Raw genomic sequence first — 14,844 nt, 5'->3', positions numbered from 1 at the left:
TATTAGTTTAATGGCACTCGCAATAATTCCAACTAACTCAACTATTCAATCTAAATCAAAAATAATGAAAAATCCACATAAGCTCGTAGTGGCTCTCTCCACAGTTGCTATTCTTTCAGCATGTTCAAACCCGAATTCGACTCCAGAAGGCACGGTAAAAGACTTCTATGCTGCCGCTGAAAGCGCGGACTTGGAAAAATTCACCTCACATCTCGGTGGGAGCTTGAAAGAACAAGTTCTTGCCAAAAAAAACGACGTTGAAAAAAGTTTGCAAGAGGGTAAGCTTAAAATTAGTAAATGTGGTGGTATCAAAACCCTTACATCGAGCTATCCCGTTGTAGAAGGTGCGACCACAACAGAAGGTAATACGCTCGTTGAATACAAGGGCGAATGCCCCAAGGAGAAGCAATATCTTAAGCTCGCAAAGCATGAAAAAGCGTGGCTCATAAGTGAAGCTGGTCCGAGTGTAAAAGTTAGCCGGTAAATTGGTATAAGTGACGGTTACATATAATAAAAGCCCCTTCAAGGGGCTTTCGAAAGCTTGCAGCATAGCTAAAAGCTGGGAGCATAATTAAATTGAATTTGCCAACCTGTGGGACTCATTCATTTTCGCGTTAATCTCTTTGATTATAGCTTCTGAGAGAGTTTGAGGGATAAAGCGCGTGATATTAACTTCCGTGCCGGCACTTGATGCATACACATTGGTCGATAAGTGAAAGCCATTCTTTCCGGAAGAGCTATGGCTGGCTACGCCAAGTTGGTCAATATCGGCGTACGCAAGCTGCCCAGTCCAAGAGCCGTAGCTTGAACGTGGGAAAATTATCCCGTCACGAGTAAGAATTATTCTAAACCTGCGACCGAAAAGCAAAGTCTTCAGTACGAATAGCGTTGACGCTACGCCGACAACCATAGCTACAGTACCGCCAAGCCTTCCAAGGATTGGTTCCAAGAAGCTCGTCAGTCCTACGGTCCAATAAATTCCACCTACTAGGATTGCTACACCGGCCATGCCAGAACCAGCGACTTGATGCGCATTAAGGCGTTTGCCTTTATATTCAAGAGTCACCGACCCATCCGGCCCAATTTTTCTATCATACGTTCGTTTGATGCTGCTCTTCATTTTATCTCCTAGTGTAAATGGCGTTTTGCATTGTTGAAAATTTAGCTTGATAAGGGAAGAGTGAGAAGCAGCCTCACCAAATCTTGTTGTCGTGTCGTACCACTTTTATGTAGAACCGCTCGTAGTTGCGTTCTTACAGTTGCCACGCTAACCGTATAAGTTTTTGCAAACTCTTCTACATTGCCACCGTTAACGAGGTCACGCGCAAGCCTTGCCTCTGCTGCTGTGAATCCAAACCATTGCATGAGCTGTCTAGCTGTGTGAATGCGTTGCTGTTGACCACCACATAGCACTAGTACTTTGGTGTCTAATCCAACATGTATGTCGGGTTGTTCTTCCCCCTTTGAAGCAGATCTGAATGGGAGAGCTGTGACATAGACGGTCCGATTGCTATGCTTTATCGCGCAGCTTTCTGGTTTTCCGCTCAACCCTACCGCTTGAAAGACGCGTTGCAATTGTGAGCCCTCTACAAGGCGCGAACTAACGAACTGATTTGGCAACGAGAAAAGCATGTCTTCTGCAACTTTGTTGGCAAACGAAACTTTTCCTGCCTGGGTCAGGCCGAGGATTCCATGCTGATAACGATGAAGGTATTCCTCTTTGGCTTTGAGCGCGTCGCTTATAGGTGACGCCGCGAACATCCCCCGAATAACTCGTTGGATATGACCGATGAAACGCGCAAAATGCTTTTTTTCGTCGTCAGTAAAATCTTCTCGGCCCAATTTATGATTGAAAGAAATATAGACAGACTGATGTGGATCTTTGAATAGACAGGACCCCAACACGTATCTGAGGCCGTGAGGCAGATAGTAATCTTGATAAAATTCACTTCGATCTACGAATGAACTGCTGCAAATTTCGCTGCATCTATAGATTCCGCCAGGAGGTGCTTTATCTAAATGACTGCGGCGAGGATCGATATGCCCATAGTGGTGCGCATAGGCAGCTACGGTTGGTTCGTACTCTGCGTGCGTGATCATTCGGAACGTCTCTTGGCCCGAATGCCCAACCCCGAAGAGGTGGCACAGGTCAGAATCCAACAGGCAATTCGCGGTTCTCACTACATGCGCAAGATCGTCCGGTCGTAAAATACTTTCGTACAGGGACCCTATAAGGTCGTCCCACTCGTCAATGTCAATTCGCATGCTGGAGTCTCCGTGCCATAAACAATTGTAATTGAGACACTAAGTCAACGGTAATTTTTGTTGGCGATATCGCACGAAATCGTATGATCTAGCGGCAACGTCAAGGGCGCATCATCCAAATTGATGATTTAGCTCCCTCAATGCTGGAAATGGCTAGCGCAAGCGGGTGACAGTGTGTGCTGATCCATAGTCAGGACTGCTCCATGACTCCCCGACTGCAAGAGCATTGATCGCAGCAATGTCCTCCTTGCTATAGCACCTCTCTTCGCTGAAGAAGTATTGAACAACCTTCTTGGTACCGGATTCGTAGAAGTCATTGCCCCAATATGCTGAGTAGATCTTCATCTCGCTGGCAAGATCCCAACACCAGTAGCCGGCGCCGATAGCATAAACTTTTACATTGCGGCCACGGACCTTGATAGTCATTGGCTCATACACGTCATCTTCACCGTCCATATTGAAGATAAAAGCATCCTTCTCCTTGTCGTAACGGCCTTTCATTTCCTTGGCAACCTTCTTGGCTTCCTTGAAAGTGAAGTAAGGCATCGCCCAACCATTCCAATGCTGATTCTGGTGATAGCAAGGATAAGCATACTCATCCCACTCGCCACAAACGAAGCCAGCAATAAATTTTTGGTCGTTCATGATTACATGCTCACTTTGTTATGGTTGTTGATGAGAATCGCATCTTCTTTATTGATACCGTACTGCTCAGGCTCCACCTCAAAACGGCCGCACGACGAAAACAAAGGGTTGACGATATTCATGTCATTGCTGTCAATGAAGATCAGAATTTCAGCGGCTTCTTCATCTTCAACCGAAGCCTCAACCTTGCTCATGGTGCTAAAGCTCACTGAATCATATTTTGCTTTGAGATAGGCAACAACTTCTTCGGTCGTAGTCGGTGCCTCAACATAGAAGAGGTTCTTCTTAGCGACATCCCATGAATCATTGAAGAGCTTCATGAACGGCTCATCAAAATCCGTTTCGTCGTCTTCGGCCAAAACACCAAGATTAACCATTGCGGCATGCATTACCATGTTTGAATCGCAGTAGTCACCAGTGTGGCAAATCGTCGGGTCAGTTTCTTTCTTGGTGAGTTCAACAACCACAGCCATCTCTTCAACAGACAGCCAAGTTTTGAGAACATTGGAGAATTCTTTTGCTACTTGTTCGGTCGTGAAGTTCAGGTTGCGCATGATATTTAGTGGTTATGTTGTGTTGTTAGACTCTATTATATAGTTACCATATTTAGCGTCTACTAATATAAACGTATCGATAGAATATATTAATAGTGATGACGTATCAAAAAGAAGATTTTAGATAAAAGAATTTCGCTCTTAAAAAACAAACTTCACACACACTCTGCCAAACCGTCTTTCGGGGTTGCTTTTGACCTTACATCTCATGAACAGGAATATTGATAACCAAGTCAATTGCTGTGTAAGCCCATGTGCCTATTACTTGTGTATAGATATTAGGAACACTATCAGGAGCGAAAGCAAACCAGGAAGACATGACAACGACTGCTGCCATGAGCATGAGGTCAGCATTGCGCTCAACAGATTCTTGAAGCGTGATTAAAGCTTCAGGTAGCGTTTTATGTGACTCAAGCGTCGTGTGCATGAGAAGTAGAAGCTTCAATTTGCAGAGACGCCATGCTAGGTAGCACAAGCATATCGATGCTATGGGTGGTATTAATGATAAATACTTAAGTTGAAATACTGTTCTCATGTCCTTTCCTTTATTGTTCTTTTAATAGTTAACGGGGCGTGCATTGTGAACTTGACTTTGACTCAGCTCGGTCCACAACCCTGAATTTACGACTTAGATTTTGCGCTTTACTGCTTTCGCTGGAGGTTTGGTCGGTACTACACGATGCAATTTCTCAAACAACTCCTGCCTTCTGAAATATTCTCTTGGGTCAAGTGATCCAATCTTCTCTTTCAAACCATCAGAAAAACAATCAACTGCTGCAAAATTCGGTGTATAGCTGAACGCTGATGCTCGGCCTGTTGGATATAGCTCCATCATTTTAAGTAGAAATTCTCCATTTTCCTGAAGCCTGTCAGACACGTAATACAAATTGGTCAAATCATGTTCAACCATTTCTTTGGCAAAATCCACATCATCACGTAATCGCACAGATGCACATGCAAACGCATTATTGTCGTTTAGTAGGGCATTCCTAATTAAGTCTTTATCATCAAGTAAATCTGCTGATGCGAACCTTAAGGCTCTATACCCAAACAATCTTGATGCCACCATCATGACTTCTCTGTCACTTCCTTCTGCTGGATATTTTTCAAAGTACTCTTCTGGCGATGCATAAAGTAAGTTTAGCTTTTCATCTCCTGGACTCAATTCTTCTTGTGGTGTGTAGGACATATCTCTCTCCTGTCATATATATCTATGATAAGAAATCAAAAAGCAAAGTCAACGACATTGGATATCTACTCATTGTAAAAACTTGACTTTTCATGCCGATTTAGCAAGATAAGGAGATATATAGGAGAGAAAAATAATGAGCTACCCAAAGAAAGGAAAATTCTATAAGAGTGATGAAGAAAAGCGAGATCACAGACAAGAATTGGTTGATACCGTTATAGAGAAAATGAAGGAGGCTGTTAAGTATGAAAAGCCTTGGTTTGTTTGTGATGAGCTTCCATACAACAGGATGACAGGTGAGCCTTATCGGGGTTCAAACTTTGTAGCCCTAACTGTCCAGGGCCGTTCAGATCCGAGATGGCTTACATTCAAACAGATTCAAGAATTGGCTGAGAAAGATGGGATTGAGTACAGCGTGAAGGGTCAGAAGGGAACGATGATTCAGCGTTGGATTCCTGCCTATGACAAGGAAAGTAACGAGAAGGTAGAGAAGGGAAGTGGTGAAGAGCCTGAGGATGGAAAAACTTTTGCTCGGGGTGGTTGGAAGTTTTACGCAGTATTTAACGGTGAACAAATCGCAAACTTTCCCCCTTTTCAAAAGAGAGACAAGGAATTTGAGAACTACCAACCAGCCGAGATGCTAATTGAAAGCATGAAAGAAGCGGGATTGAAGTTTGAGCATCATGGCGAAGGGAAGGCTTACTATATACCTTCCAAAGATGAGGTTTGGCTTCCTCACAAAGATCGCTTCAAGACTGAGGGACTCTATTATCGGACTGCTCTTCATGAGATTGGACACTCAACCGGCCATCCTACCAGGTTAGATCGTGATCAAACCGGCTCTATGAGAAGTCCTAACCAGGAGTCTCTTCATAAGTATGCGAAAGAAGAATTGGTGGCTGAGCTATCGTCCTATTTTGTAGGTGCTGAACTTGGTATTCCTTATGACTCATCAGCACATGAGAACCATGCGGCTTATTTGAAGAGTTGGATAAGCGCTTTGGAAGATCCAGAAAAGGGAAAGCAGTTCTTTGCTGAAGCCGTCAAGGACGGAGGCAAGTCCGCTGACTTCCAAATCAAGCTTGTTCATGCAAAGGTATTATCTCTTGAGAACAACCAAGCTATTGAACATGATCAGACTTTGAGCCAGTCCGCTAAGTCAGTTCAACTACCTACGATAGAAAAAATTCAAGAGCCTGTGCCTGTGAAAAGGCAAAAAGAAAAAGAAGGGGCTTTGGCTAGGTAAAACTCTATGCGTTGACTTTGCGCAACATTGTGCTAAATTGGTTTCATAATAACAAAAAGGAGAAATATGAAACTAATCAGCATTAAGAAAAAGAATGGCTTCTCAATATTGGCGATCATCCTAGTGATAGTCGCCGTTATTGTTGCAATCGGTGTATGGGCATTGTCAGGTGAGTCTAATTCCGGTAGCTCTCAAAGCACGACATCAGACGTTCAGGCGTCCTCAATCTTGAACGATACAGGTTCTATCATGTCGCAGTTTGACAGGTTGATCATCAGTGGGTATACCGCTGAAAGAATAATTTTCAAGCCTAACGAAAACAACCCTTACAACTTGCTTGATCCTAATAGCGGGATCGCTGCCATGAGACCTCCTTCAGGTGTTATCCGTGGTGAAGCTGCTATACCAGAAGGAATGTATGTCTACACCAAGACAATCAAGGGAAATCAGATAGGCACTGAGAAAAATGACTACGGAATTATCGTAGCTGGTGTGAAGGCTTCAACATGTAGGCGTTTGAACTACAGTCTTTATGGAAGTGAGACAATTCCGAAAGTTAGTGCAGTCGCTAATTCGGCTGCATTCGTGAGCGGTGCAACTGCTGCTGATCCAACTTCTACTACATTGATTGATTTATCTACCAATGACGCTCTTATCGGTTGGGCGAAAGGTTGCGTAGCAAGTACATCTTCCGATAGTGATGAGAACGTATTCTTCCGAATCATGAAGCCCAACTAATTTGGCATTAACAAAAAGAGACTCGCAAGGGTCTTTTTTTATTGGTCTGGATATCTTGATGTTGACTTTGGTACTTGCTTTCTCCTTGGAATTTAGTATAACTTGTATATAACCATCGGGAAAAGCAATGAGTCAAGAAAACCAAGAGAGAATAATCACGGATATTAATGCCGATCTAGTTCTCAACCTAGATCCAAAGCGAAAGCAGTTTTATGAAACACTAGAAGGGAAGAGAAAAGACTACTTCCTTCACATGTCCAGGGCAGACCAGGAAGCGTTGTTGAAGGGTGGTTTAGATCCTGCCGAAGAAGAGTTGATGTGGAAATATGCGTCAACCCTTTCGTTAAGAATTATAAACAAGGGCTTTGGGCTGTCTGATCGTGCAAAGCGAATCGGGAAAATTGGCCGTATCTCATTAGTGCTTGCCCTTGTCGCGGGCCTATCTGGAATTTTTACTTCCACTTACTTGAAGAATCAGAAGATTCAATCACTAATTCCAGCTAGTGCAATAGCAGTCAGTGAATCCAAGCTAGAAATCAACGCAGTTCAAAATGAGCTAATCAAGCCTGACCAACTAAAGACTCCAGCAGACTTCCTATTGTCTGTAAAGGATTGCTCACCAATGGGCGACATCAGCGATAGCTTCTACCAGGCGAACGGAAAAGCATTCTGTAAGCAAGACGGCTTAAAGGTTTGGTTAGCTGGATATGTGCATGTACAAAACGATTACGGCAACCAAGCTCAAGCCGTTTTACTAAAGGTAGAGGGCGGTCAGGTTGTCAACGTGGAGTTTGCACCAGGTGCACGCAATCCGTTCAACGGCGTCACGTCAGTATCGTTAGGTAGTGTAGAAAAAGAGTTGTTGGCAGCATTTAAAAAAAATAACAAAGGAGAAGGGCATGAGTAAGATGACAGATATTTTTGACATTTGGAATTTCCTAACCACGCACATAGTAACCGGATTGATTCCGTTCATTTCTATTGTGTTGTTAGTGTTGTACGCACTAGGTCACAGTAGGCATAAAGAGGTTGTTCGCCGTGGAGAAGAAGAGAAGTTCACTATCAAGGCGTTCGCCTTCAGTCCAGCATTGAGCGTCTTCAATTGGGTCAACGGGGTTTTAGATTTCGCAGTCGGTGGAATTCTCAAGGCTGTTCATAAGTTCGCATGGGTGCCTTGCATGAATATTCTAGACAAGGTGCTTCCTGACTCTGCGATTGAGAAGGCAGTCCAGGCGACAGTAAGCCAGGACGATATAGCAAGCTTGTCATTCAAGAGCCGTTTCAAAATGGCAGAGGACGAATTTGACAAAGGAGCAAACGCTTTCTGGTGGAATAAAGAGCGTGCTCCTGACTTTCGCAATATCTCCCCTGTGATTTCTGGCCGCTGGTTCAACGGTAAGCCTGTTGAGAATTACATGCACATGTTTGCGGCGCCTCGCAACTTCTACCAGGTGGTGAAGGCCGGTGTGTTGGTGTTCATTGCTGCTGCGGTGGTCTCTTTTGCTCTTTATCGTCCTGATGCTACTTTTGGCTTCACTCCTGATCGTGTCCTTGCTGAGCAGATAGTTGCGGTAACAAAGAACGAAGCTGTGTTCGGTAGCAACCAGGTGACAGAAGATGAGAGGTTTGATAGTGCCTATAGCATGGTTATAGGTGCGGACTACACCATCTTCCCTCGTATCTTGTTCGCCTTGTTCTTCGCCGTAGGTGTAGCTGGTGTGTTCATTGAGCGCCGTTATGTTGCCTTATACAAGAAGCATGGTGTTCCTTTCGTCAAAGACAACTATGAAGAATTCGCTTTTCAAAATAGAGCCGAAGAGATCCAGACTTACAAGAGAAATCTAAGTGCTGGCAATACTCGTGCAACGGGCTTTGATCGTGTAGCTCCATTAATCGTAGCTTTTGAGTCAACTGGTGCGTTTGAGGAAAGAGGTATGGTGAATTCTCGTCGTAAAGGTGATCCGGTTGTGCAGTCACTAACTGACTTGGCACAGAATACACAGGTGTACGGTGGTACTGGTGCAGGTAAGAGTGAGTTGATTTTGAAGCCAATGGCGAGAGCTTTTTGCGAACTTAAAAATCAATACATAGGTGTAGAAGAAGCATACTCTCAAATGTTTGACCTTAGAACTGACAGGCTTACTCAAGTTGCAATTGATGCAGGGTGTCTTAAACACTATCGCAAGTTAGCTGAGCCGAAAATTTCAGTTGCTATGGCAATCATGGATATTAAGTCTGTACTTTGGAAAGATTTGATGCCAATCGTTGAGAAGAATCACTTACAAGACAAATTTCAAATCATAGGGGCTGACGCTGAGGCGGGTGAGCTTGCGGTTGATTTGTTGAGCAACTGTGATCCAGAGAAGTTCGTGGCGTTCATCAATTCTCTTGAGTCACAAATGGGTGGCGAAATGAGTAACGACTTCTGGAAGAAGTCAGGGTTGAAGATTACAAAACATATTTCTGATATTGCCTACTTATTTGCTAGGACAACGGGCGGTCGCATGTACATGAGAAATAATAACACCAAGGTGTGGTCTCCTGCATTCATTCAAAATCTTGCTGTGTACGATAGCACTGCTGAATTGTTGCATTCCTGTGTAAAAGCGATTCAGTACGACTTAGAGCACTATCCTGAGCGCTTAGCTGATGTATTCACTCTAGAGAGAGTGCGTTCTGTAGAGTTCATGCTTACCGAATGGGAAACTATGCCATCTGAAACTAAGGGCGGTATCCAGGCAACATTAAGCGTCATCATGGCTGGTTTTGAAAACGCCAAACTTTCTGTATTCATGACTGGTGTGGGCGACAATATTGTAGAAGTTGGAGAACTTTGGAATAAGCTAACTGCTTTCAATTTAGACACTGATCGATACAGTAACGCAGGTAAATTCGTATTATTGTTCATCAAGACACTTATGTTTGAAGAAGCTGCAAAAAGACAAATGCGTTACTCAACGAAATTGATTCAGATTGCAAACCGTTTCAAGTCCGAGTTCCCAAGCACTTTCAAGACTACTCCTGCAATTGAGGTAATTCCTGTGTCTTGGCTTGGAAGTAATGCACAAGAGTTGGTCGGCAAGTATCAAGAGCTATGCGACATCATCCAGGGTGTTGATGGTGAATGGGTGGTTGGAACCTATAGCAGCAAATTGAAAGAGTTTGCCAAGATTGATCTGGAGGATAAAAACCCAGAGTCTGTGCATCAAATGGCTCGTGACGCTTTATCAATAGCTGCAAGAATTTATGAGTTAGAGCCTCGTCATGCTACAGAGTGCGTTTCTATGGGTGCCTTCGATCCTAGTGTCTTGAATGCTGTTCCTAGCGATACAAAAGAAGAAGCGAAGCGTAAGGAAGAGCTTATGCACTTGTACTACCAATACGAAGACGCTACTACTCGTGTCAGAAGAGAGCACATGCTTTTCATGGGTGACGAATATCAGCAATTAATTACTGTTGATAAAACTGGTGGATGCTATAACGACAGTAATTTCCCTAACATTTCTCGCTCAACTTCCTTCAAGTATTTCGTGGCAACACAGACCTACGCTGCATATGTTGAAAAAGTAGGCAAAGAAGTGGCAGACAACTTCTTAAACCAGATGCGTAGCCAATATTATCTTGCTACTGAAGATAAAAGTACTGGCGAAATGGTAGAAGGCTTATCAGGTAAAGCTGACTTGTTTGACAATCCATTCAAAGGAATTGAATTGAAGGCATCTGGCAAGTTAACAGGTGTGAAGGGCTACAACAATTTCAATGCTTTCGTGTCTCGGGCAGTTAGTGAGAATAGACAAAATGCAGAGTTTAACAAGAGCTACAAGTATGATCATGACATTTTTACAGTCGCTGAGCCTCTTGAAGTATCAGCAAACGATATTGAGTTTGACGGAATTGTGAGTTCAATTTTCAACGGCATGCCTAAGCTTGAGCTTGCAAGTATGAAAAATCACTTTTTGGATGAGTCTAAGATACCAGCATATAGAAGGACAGGTTCAGCTTCTCAGGGCTACCAGGACAACAAGGATGCTATTCAGTCAGCTTGGGCTGAGTCGCGCGACAAGATGAACACATCTCATCAACAGTTCTTGACTCAAAATATCAAGAAGGATGTATCAGTCTATAGTGCCACTGAATTTGTTGCTCAAGGTAACATTCATGCTTTTGTGATTGTTCAGCGTGCGGGTGTGACTATCAAAGACCAAGTGATTGTTGCACCAGAGAGTTACTACAAAACTTGATATCTTCAATACGCAATAAAAGGGTGGCTTCGGCCACCTTTTTATTTTTCTGCTATTGACTCTCGCCAATATTTTAGTATAACTAATATATCACTTATATATATACCAGAATGAAAATCATTTACGACGAAGAATATTTTGAAGAGCCAGATGAAGAGATTGGAGCAATGGTAATTCCTCCTTTAGTGGGTGTCGTAACTGCGGCGAAAACCGAAACGGCTCACTTAATACTTTTGCAGCTAGAGAAAGATATACAACGCCAGGCTGAGGTGAACGTTACAAAAGCACCGATTGACAAGAATCTGATCAATCACTTCAAGACGATTCAAACCAAAGCCATTGAGATACAACGAGAAAAAGAGAAGGAGGAGAGGAAATGACACACAAAGTTTTAGTTCAGCTTGAAAGCGACATTGAAGCCCAAGCACAAAAAAATCTGGCTGAAGCCGATGCGAAGGGCAAGCCTTTACTCGATGCTAGTGCCGTAATGGCGTGGAATCTTTGCTTGGACAAGATTTTCAGTCAGGGGCAAGATCTAACACCAGAGCAAATGTTAGAAATCGAAAATGCAAGAACATCAAACATGAAGAAGGACTAATGATATGGCACAAAATAATCACATAGCCACTTGGCGAGACATGATGGAAAACGAAGCGATTTCATGGGCGGCGATTGGCGACTTCCTTTATCCACCAGATTGGATGAAGTCATTAGGTAGGGCGGTAATTACCACTTGCGACATGTTTGGTCACGGCTTCATTTTGAAGATGCTTGCGACACTAGCGAAGATCATCATGTTCTTCATCTTCTTATTTGTCATGTGGGTTCCTTACTGCGTGTTTTTTGAAGGCGCTAGGTTCTTCATTGCAAGCTGGATCAGGTTGGTCAACGGGTTGGGGCAACGAGAGTCCTTATTTAAGAATTTATGGTTTTGTGGCGGTTACACCTTTGCACTAGCTTTTGTCTACGTGCCTTGGTTGCTTCCAATGTTTTACAGAGCGGTTTCATGGCAGGAAATTTTAGAGTATGCACACATAATATAACGGAGATGATATGGAAGAAAATTTAAACGAAAACAAGAAGAGCTTAACCAAGAAACAAATCGTTGTTGGTGTCACTGTAGCTGTGTTATCAATCGGGGCAGTCTATCAGTACAACAAGTTCAGCGTGAAGGACGAAGCGAAGAGCGCATTGAAGGCCGGGGCTGAATCATTGAAAAATCGTGTTCACGAGAAAGCTGGTGTCCTTAAAGACAAAATGCGTGAACGTGATGAGAAGTTTAATACTGCTACTGTAGGTGTAGATACTCGCAACATGGGTGAAAATCGCTTCATTCCAATCAAGGAAACTAACGGTCAAATTGAGATCAACAAGCTTTCAATCTCAGCGAAGAATGCAGACATGTTGTTATTGGCTGCGGTTCAGGCTGGTGACTTGGATAACGTGAAATCATATGTGGAGCAGGGTATCAATTTGAACTTCACAAACAACAAGCTTTGCGTTCAGCGTTACGACACAAACGAAGTCGCTGATGTGCCTACAAATATCGATCAGTTGAAGCAAGCCGTTCGCTACCAGGGCAGTAAGCCAGGCTACACATTGATGACTGATTGCAGCAAGCTTTTCATTTTAGAGTCAGTAAAGGGTATGCGTGCTCCTACAGGCAACGAAGAAGTCTATGCAATCAGCAATTATGGCTTCACTGAAGAACAGATACGCCTACCAGACAGCAACACTTACAAGCAACAGTATTTGAGAGCGAAGCAAGCGGACTTGGAAGCTATCAAGCTTCAGCAGTCAAAAGAAGATGTGTTCAACTACCTTGTTGACCATACTGACTTCTTCCGCAATAGCAACCATGAGCAATTACCTTGGGTGTTCCGCAATACAGAGCTTCCTTTCAGTGTTCGCATGAAAGCTCTTCGCTCTTATATGGAAGTGTTAGCTAATCCGTCCAAGATGAACCGTGTTGCCAACGTGGATGCATACAATAAACTAGCAAACGAGTTGATTGATAGTGTCGCTCAAGGAGCGCAGGCAGGGAGCTTCAATGCTCAGATTTCTTCTGAAGTGAAAAACGAAGTGGAGAATTCAGCGAAAGCAAATTCCAAGATGGATGCTGACTTCAAGTTGTTCGTCAATGAATATATTGCAACAGCCGGGAAGTACAACGCTGTGCTTAAAGACTTGAACACAAACGGCTCATCTCACGACGAGTTGAAGCGTGTCGGTATTAGCTATCAGTCTGAACTTGAGTTGTCGTTGTCTGCATTCAAAGAAAACGGCATGAGCTACCAGAAAAGTAAGCAGAACATGCTTTTCTACGGAAACAAGGGTTACGGTAATGGCTTCCACTTGGCTGAGAAAACAAATTATCTTATCAAGTCTTTGAACATGATGTTAGACAGTCAGTTAGTGAACTTGAATCGCCAATACTATGACGGCTCTACAATCCTTCACTATTTGTCTGACTATCCTAATGTTGCGGGTGTGGGTGAAAATGAAGGGCAAACAATCGGTATCCTAAACAGATACTTGTTGAACAAGGGTGCAAATCCTAACTTGTTGAACAAGAAAGGTCAGACTGCACTTGAAGTTGCGATGACTAATAATCAAAGTGCCGGTGGTCTTCAGACTTACAAGCCACTTCTTGCCTCTTACCAGAACATCAACTACCAGAAATGATGAAGAAGCATTTCATCATTATCAGTGCACTCTACTTGCTTCTTGAGGTTGTCTACAATCTCGGACTCGTAGAGTTCTTAACCAGCAAGAACACAGAAATTTCAGCTTATGACATGCTTGAAAGCTTCGGTAAATTTCTGTCTTCTGTTGGGCTATCCCTACTTGCCATCAAGCTCATCCAGGACAACAAGAAAAAGCTTGTGGCTGCATGCCTGTTGATCCCATGTTTGTTCGTTGTGGAGACAGCAGTCTTCAATAGTATTGTTGACAACCTTCCGCAGGAAATGAAGGTCAATGCTTACTATGCGGGTGTGTATCGCAACGGTGTCTTGAATGGCTCTATTGAGGACAAGGCGCTGTCTGATCTGACTCCTTACAACCGTGTCGTCTTGGCGAACATTGGCAGCTACGCCGCCGGGACTCGTGTGAGATTAGCCGTTGACGGTCTGTTGTCCGGTCCTGCGAGCCAGCTTGACGTCGACGGCCTCTATGAGAACTACGCGAAGCTAAGCGACTCACTCAACCCTCTGTACGAGGTCTATGCGCTAGAGTCAAAAAAGGTGGCCGAGTTCAAGGGCATGCTAGGGGAAGAAGCGCTTCACAGGTTCAAGCGTCGTTCTAACGGGATCGCACCAGGTCTAACCAGGGCCCAGTTCTTCCAAGCTCTCGCTGGTCACTCGCCTTCAGTCGCACGCTTCAACGAGACAGTTTTCATCAAGCCAAACGAGAAGCTAGGCGTACCAGGCTTGAAGGGTGCGGATCTGCCTCTAGGAATGGACAAAACGGCCTTCAGGGCGTTTATCAAGGATCAGGTTGCACTTGCTGCGTCTAAGTCCAAAATCAGCGTAGCGACGGTGGACAACCTTCCTTATACACGAGAGCTTGTGGCAAGCGTGGTCATTCCTCCTATAGCCTTGGCTTTGTCCTTCGTGTCGATCGTTCTCAACGCTTCAGCCTTGCTCTACGCATTCAGGAAGTGGCTTGTGGTTCTACCAGGTGCGGTGGTGGTGGTTTTCGCATGCACTGCCGGCGCCAATCCTCATGGCTTCGTTCAGACGATACACAGGGCGGTGAGTCTCGAGGCTGGTCTATACGGTGCGCTGTCGCCAGTAGCGAATGTCATACATGTAGCCTTCATCAATGACGAGTCTCCCAACGTTGCGGAGGTGATCGTGGTCAAGCGGCCTGTCAGCAGCGGTTGTAAACTGATACAGGCAGCGATTGAAAACTGATACACCATTTTGAGAAGATGGCCGCTTTGCGGAGCGGCCTTGAAACCCA

General features: G+C 44.1%; 16 protein-coding genes. 10 read left to right on the top strand and 6 right to left on the bottom strand.

Going from position 1 to position 14,844, the window contains the following annotated elements; genetic code table 11:
• Nucleotides 1-64 precede the first annotated feature (64 nt).
• The gene (locus ACZ9AQ_RS08865; RefSeq protein ID WP_429203400.1) at nucleotides 65-484 is read left to right on the top strand and encodes a hypothetical protein; all 420 of its coding nucleotides are present in this window, start codon (nucleotides 65-67) and stop codon (nucleotides 482-484) included.
• Nucleotides 485-571: 87 nt separating this feature from the next.
• On the opposite strand, the gene ACZ9AQ_RS08860 is transcribed toward ACZ9AQ_RS08865, so the two are convergent.
• From ACZ9AQ_RS08860 to ACZ9AQ_RS08835, 6 genes are all read right to left on the bottom strand, one after another.
• Entirely contained in the window at nucleotides 572-1,120 is a 549-nt protein-coding gene (locus ACZ9AQ_RS08860) for a hypothetical protein (protein WP_429203399.1), read from the bottom strand.
• A 41-nt stretch (nucleotides 1,121-1,161) separates the two neighbouring features.
• Nucleotides 1,162-2,100: a helix-turn-helix transcriptional regulator gene (locus ACZ9AQ_RS08855; RefSeq protein WP_429203398.1), complete on the bottom strand. Its 939-nt coding sequence runs from the start codon at nucleotides 2,098-2,100 to the stop codon at nucleotides 1,162-1,164.
• Between the two features lie 318 nt (nucleotides 2,101-2,418).
• On the bottom strand, nucleotides 2,419-2,910 hold the full coding sequence (locus ACZ9AQ_RS08850; protein WP_429203397.1) for a hypothetical protein: 492 nt from the start codon (nucleotides 2,908-2,910) through the stop codon (nucleotides 2,419-2,421).
• 2 nt (nucleotides 2,911-2,912) lie between these two features.
• The gene (locus ACZ9AQ_RS08845; protein ID WP_429203396.1) at nucleotides 2,913-3,464 is read right to left on the bottom strand and encodes a hypothetical protein; all 552 of its coding nucleotides are present in this window, start codon (nucleotides 3,462-3,464) and stop codon (nucleotides 2,913-2,915) included.
• Between the two features lie 199 nt (nucleotides 3,465-3,663).
• Entirely contained in the window at nucleotides 3,664-3,999 is a 336-nt protein-coding gene (locus ACZ9AQ_RS08840; protein ID WP_476108119.1) for a hypothetical protein, read from the bottom strand.
• A 93-nt stretch (nucleotides 4,000-4,092) separates the two neighbouring features.
• Nucleotides 4,093-4,653 carry a DUF4116 domain-containing protein gene (locus tag ACZ9AQ_RS08835; protein WP_429203394.1) on the bottom strand — a complete coding sequence of 187 codons (561 nt, stop codon included), beginning with the start codon at nucleotides 4,651-4,653 and terminating at the stop codon, nucleotides 4,093-4,095.
• A gap of 136 nt (nucleotides 4,654-4,789) precedes the next feature.
• On the opposite strand from ACZ9AQ_RS08835, the gene ACZ9AQ_RS08830 reads away from it, so the two are divergent.
• The 9 genes from ACZ9AQ_RS08830 (at nucleotide 4,790) to ACZ9AQ_RS08790 (ending at nucleotide 14,795) form a co-directional block, all read left to right on the top strand.
• On the top strand, nucleotides 4,790-5,899 hold the full coding sequence (locus tag ACZ9AQ_RS08830; protein ID WP_429203393.1) for an ArdC family protein: 1,110 nt from the start codon (nucleotides 4,790-4,792) through the stop codon (nucleotides 5,897-5,899).
• Between the two features lie 66 nt (nucleotides 5,900-5,965).
• Nucleotides 5,966-6,637, top strand: coding sequence for a hypothetical protein (locus ACZ9AQ_RS08825; protein ID WP_429203392.1), 672 nt, complete (start codon nucleotides 5,966-5,968; stop codon nucleotides 6,635-6,637).
• A 127-nt stretch (nucleotides 6,638-6,764) separates the two neighbouring features.
• Nucleotides 6,765-7,544: a hypothetical protein gene (locus ACZ9AQ_RS08820; protein ID WP_429203391.1), complete on the top strand. Its 780-nt coding sequence runs from the start codon at nucleotides 6,765-6,767 to the stop codon at nucleotides 7,542-7,544.
• On the top strand, nucleotides 7,537-10,878 hold the full coding sequence (locus ACZ9AQ_RS08815) for a DEAD/DEAH box helicase family protein (protein ID WP_429203390.1): 3,342 nt from the start codon (nucleotides 7,537-7,539) through the stop codon (nucleotides 10,876-10,878). The genes ACZ9AQ_RS08820 and ACZ9AQ_RS08815 overlap by 8 nt, the downstream gene beginning before the upstream one ends.
• Nucleotides 10,879-10,988: 110 nt before the next feature.
• Complete coding sequence (locus tag ACZ9AQ_RS08810) at nucleotides 10,989-11,258, top strand: hypothetical protein (RefSeq protein ID WP_429203389.1); 270 nt, start codon at nucleotides 10,989-10,991, stop codon at nucleotides 11,256-11,258.
• A complete protein-coding gene (locus ACZ9AQ_RS08805) occupies nucleotides 11,255-11,476 on the top strand; it encodes a hypothetical protein (RefSeq protein WP_429203388.1) in 222 nt (73 codons plus the stop codon). Before ACZ9AQ_RS08810 ends, ACZ9AQ_RS08805 begins: the two co-directional genes overlap by 4 nt.
• 4 nt (nucleotides 11,477-11,480) lie before the next feature.
• On the top strand, nucleotides 11,481-11,921 hold the full coding sequence (locus tag ACZ9AQ_RS08800; RefSeq protein ID WP_429203387.1) for a hypothetical protein: 441 nt from the start codon (nucleotides 11,481-11,483) through the stop codon (nucleotides 11,919-11,921).
• A 10-nt stretch (nucleotides 11,922-11,931) separates the two neighbouring features.
• Nucleotides 11,932-13,563 carry an ankyrin repeat domain-containing protein gene (locus tag ACZ9AQ_RS08795; protein ID WP_429203386.1) on the top strand — a complete coding sequence of 544 codons (1,632 nt, stop codon included), beginning with the start codon at nucleotides 11,932-11,934 and terminating at the stop codon, nucleotides 13,561-13,563.
• Nucleotides 13,563-14,795, top strand: a complete 1,233-nt coding sequence (locus ACZ9AQ_RS08790) for a hypothetical protein (protein ID WP_429203385.1) — start codon at nucleotides 13,563-13,565, stop codon at nucleotides 14,793-14,795. Before ACZ9AQ_RS08795 ends, ACZ9AQ_RS08790 begins: the two co-directional genes overlap by 1 nt.
• Nucleotides 14,796-14,844: the final 49 nt, after the last annotated feature.

The organism is Massilia sp. UYP34, assembly GCF_056279385.1.
Note: the sequence above shows the minus strand (reverse complement) of the source record. Positions and strands in the feature narration are given on the sequence as shown.

Excerpts from the sequence above, each read along its gene's own strand:
- ACZ9AQ_RS08835 (WP_429203394.1), bottom strand. The coding sequence starts at position 4,653 with ATGTCCTACACACCACAAGAAGAATTGAGTCCAGGAGATGAAAAGCTA.
- ACZ9AQ_RS08805 (WP_429203388.1), top strand. The coding sequence starts at position 11,255 with ATGACACACAAAGTTTTAGTTCAGCTTGAAAGCGACATTGAAGCCCAA.
- ACZ9AQ_RS08810 (WP_429203389.1), top strand. The coding sequence starts at position 10,989 with ATGAAAATCATTTACGACGAAGAATATTTTGAAGAGCCAGATGAAGAG.
- ACZ9AQ_RS08795 (WP_429203386.1), top strand. The coding sequence starts at position 11,932 with ATGGAAGAAAATTTAAACGAAAACAAGAAGAGCTTAACCAAGAAACAA.
- ACZ9AQ_RS08840 (WP_476108119.1), bottom strand. The coding sequence starts at position 3,999 with ATGAGAACAGTATTTCAACTTAAGTATTTATCATTAATACCACCCATA.
- ACZ9AQ_RS08865 (WP_429203400.1), top strand. The coding sequence starts at position 65 with ATGAAAAATCCACATAAGCTCGTAGTGGCTCTCTCCACAGTTGCTATT.
- ACZ9AQ_RS08790 (WP_429203385.1), top strand. The coding sequence starts at position 13,563 with ATGAAGAAGCATTTCATCATTATCAGTGCACTCTACTTGCTTCTTGAG.
- ACZ9AQ_RS08815 (WP_429203390.1), top strand. The coding sequence starts at position 7,537 with ATGAGTAAGATGACAGATATTTTTGACATTTGGAATTTCCTAACCACG.
- ACZ9AQ_RS08850 (WP_429203397.1), bottom strand. The coding sequence starts at position 2,910 with ATGAACGACCAAAAATTTATTGCTGGCTTCGTTTGTGGCGAGTGGGAT.
- ACZ9AQ_RS08820 (WP_429203391.1), top strand. The coding sequence starts at position 6,765 with ATGAGTCAAGAAAACCAAGAGAGAATAATCACGGATATTAATGCCGAT.
- ACZ9AQ_RS08825 (WP_429203392.1), top strand. The coding sequence starts at position 5,966 with ATGAAACTAATCAGCATTAAGAAAAAGAATGGCTTCTCAATATTGGCG.
- ACZ9AQ_RS08855 (WP_429203398.1), bottom strand. The coding sequence starts at position 2,100 with ATGATCACGCACGCAGAGTACGAACCAACCGTAGCTGCCTATGCGCAC.
- ACZ9AQ_RS08860 (WP_429203399.1), bottom strand. The coding sequence starts at position 1,120 with ATGAAGAGCAGCATCAAACGAACGTATGATAGAAAAATTGGGCCGGAT.
- ACZ9AQ_RS08845 (WP_429203396.1), bottom strand. The coding sequence starts at position 3,464 with ATGCGCAACCTGAACTTCACGACCGAACAAGTAGCAAAAGAATTCTCC.
- ACZ9AQ_RS08800 (WP_429203387.1), top strand. The coding sequence starts at position 11,481 with ATGGCACAAAATAATCACATAGCCACTTGGCGAGACATGATGGAAAAC.
- ACZ9AQ_RS08830 (WP_429203393.1), top strand. The coding sequence starts at position 4,790 with ATGAGCTACCCAAAGAAAGGAAAATTCTATAAGAGTGATGAAGAAAAG.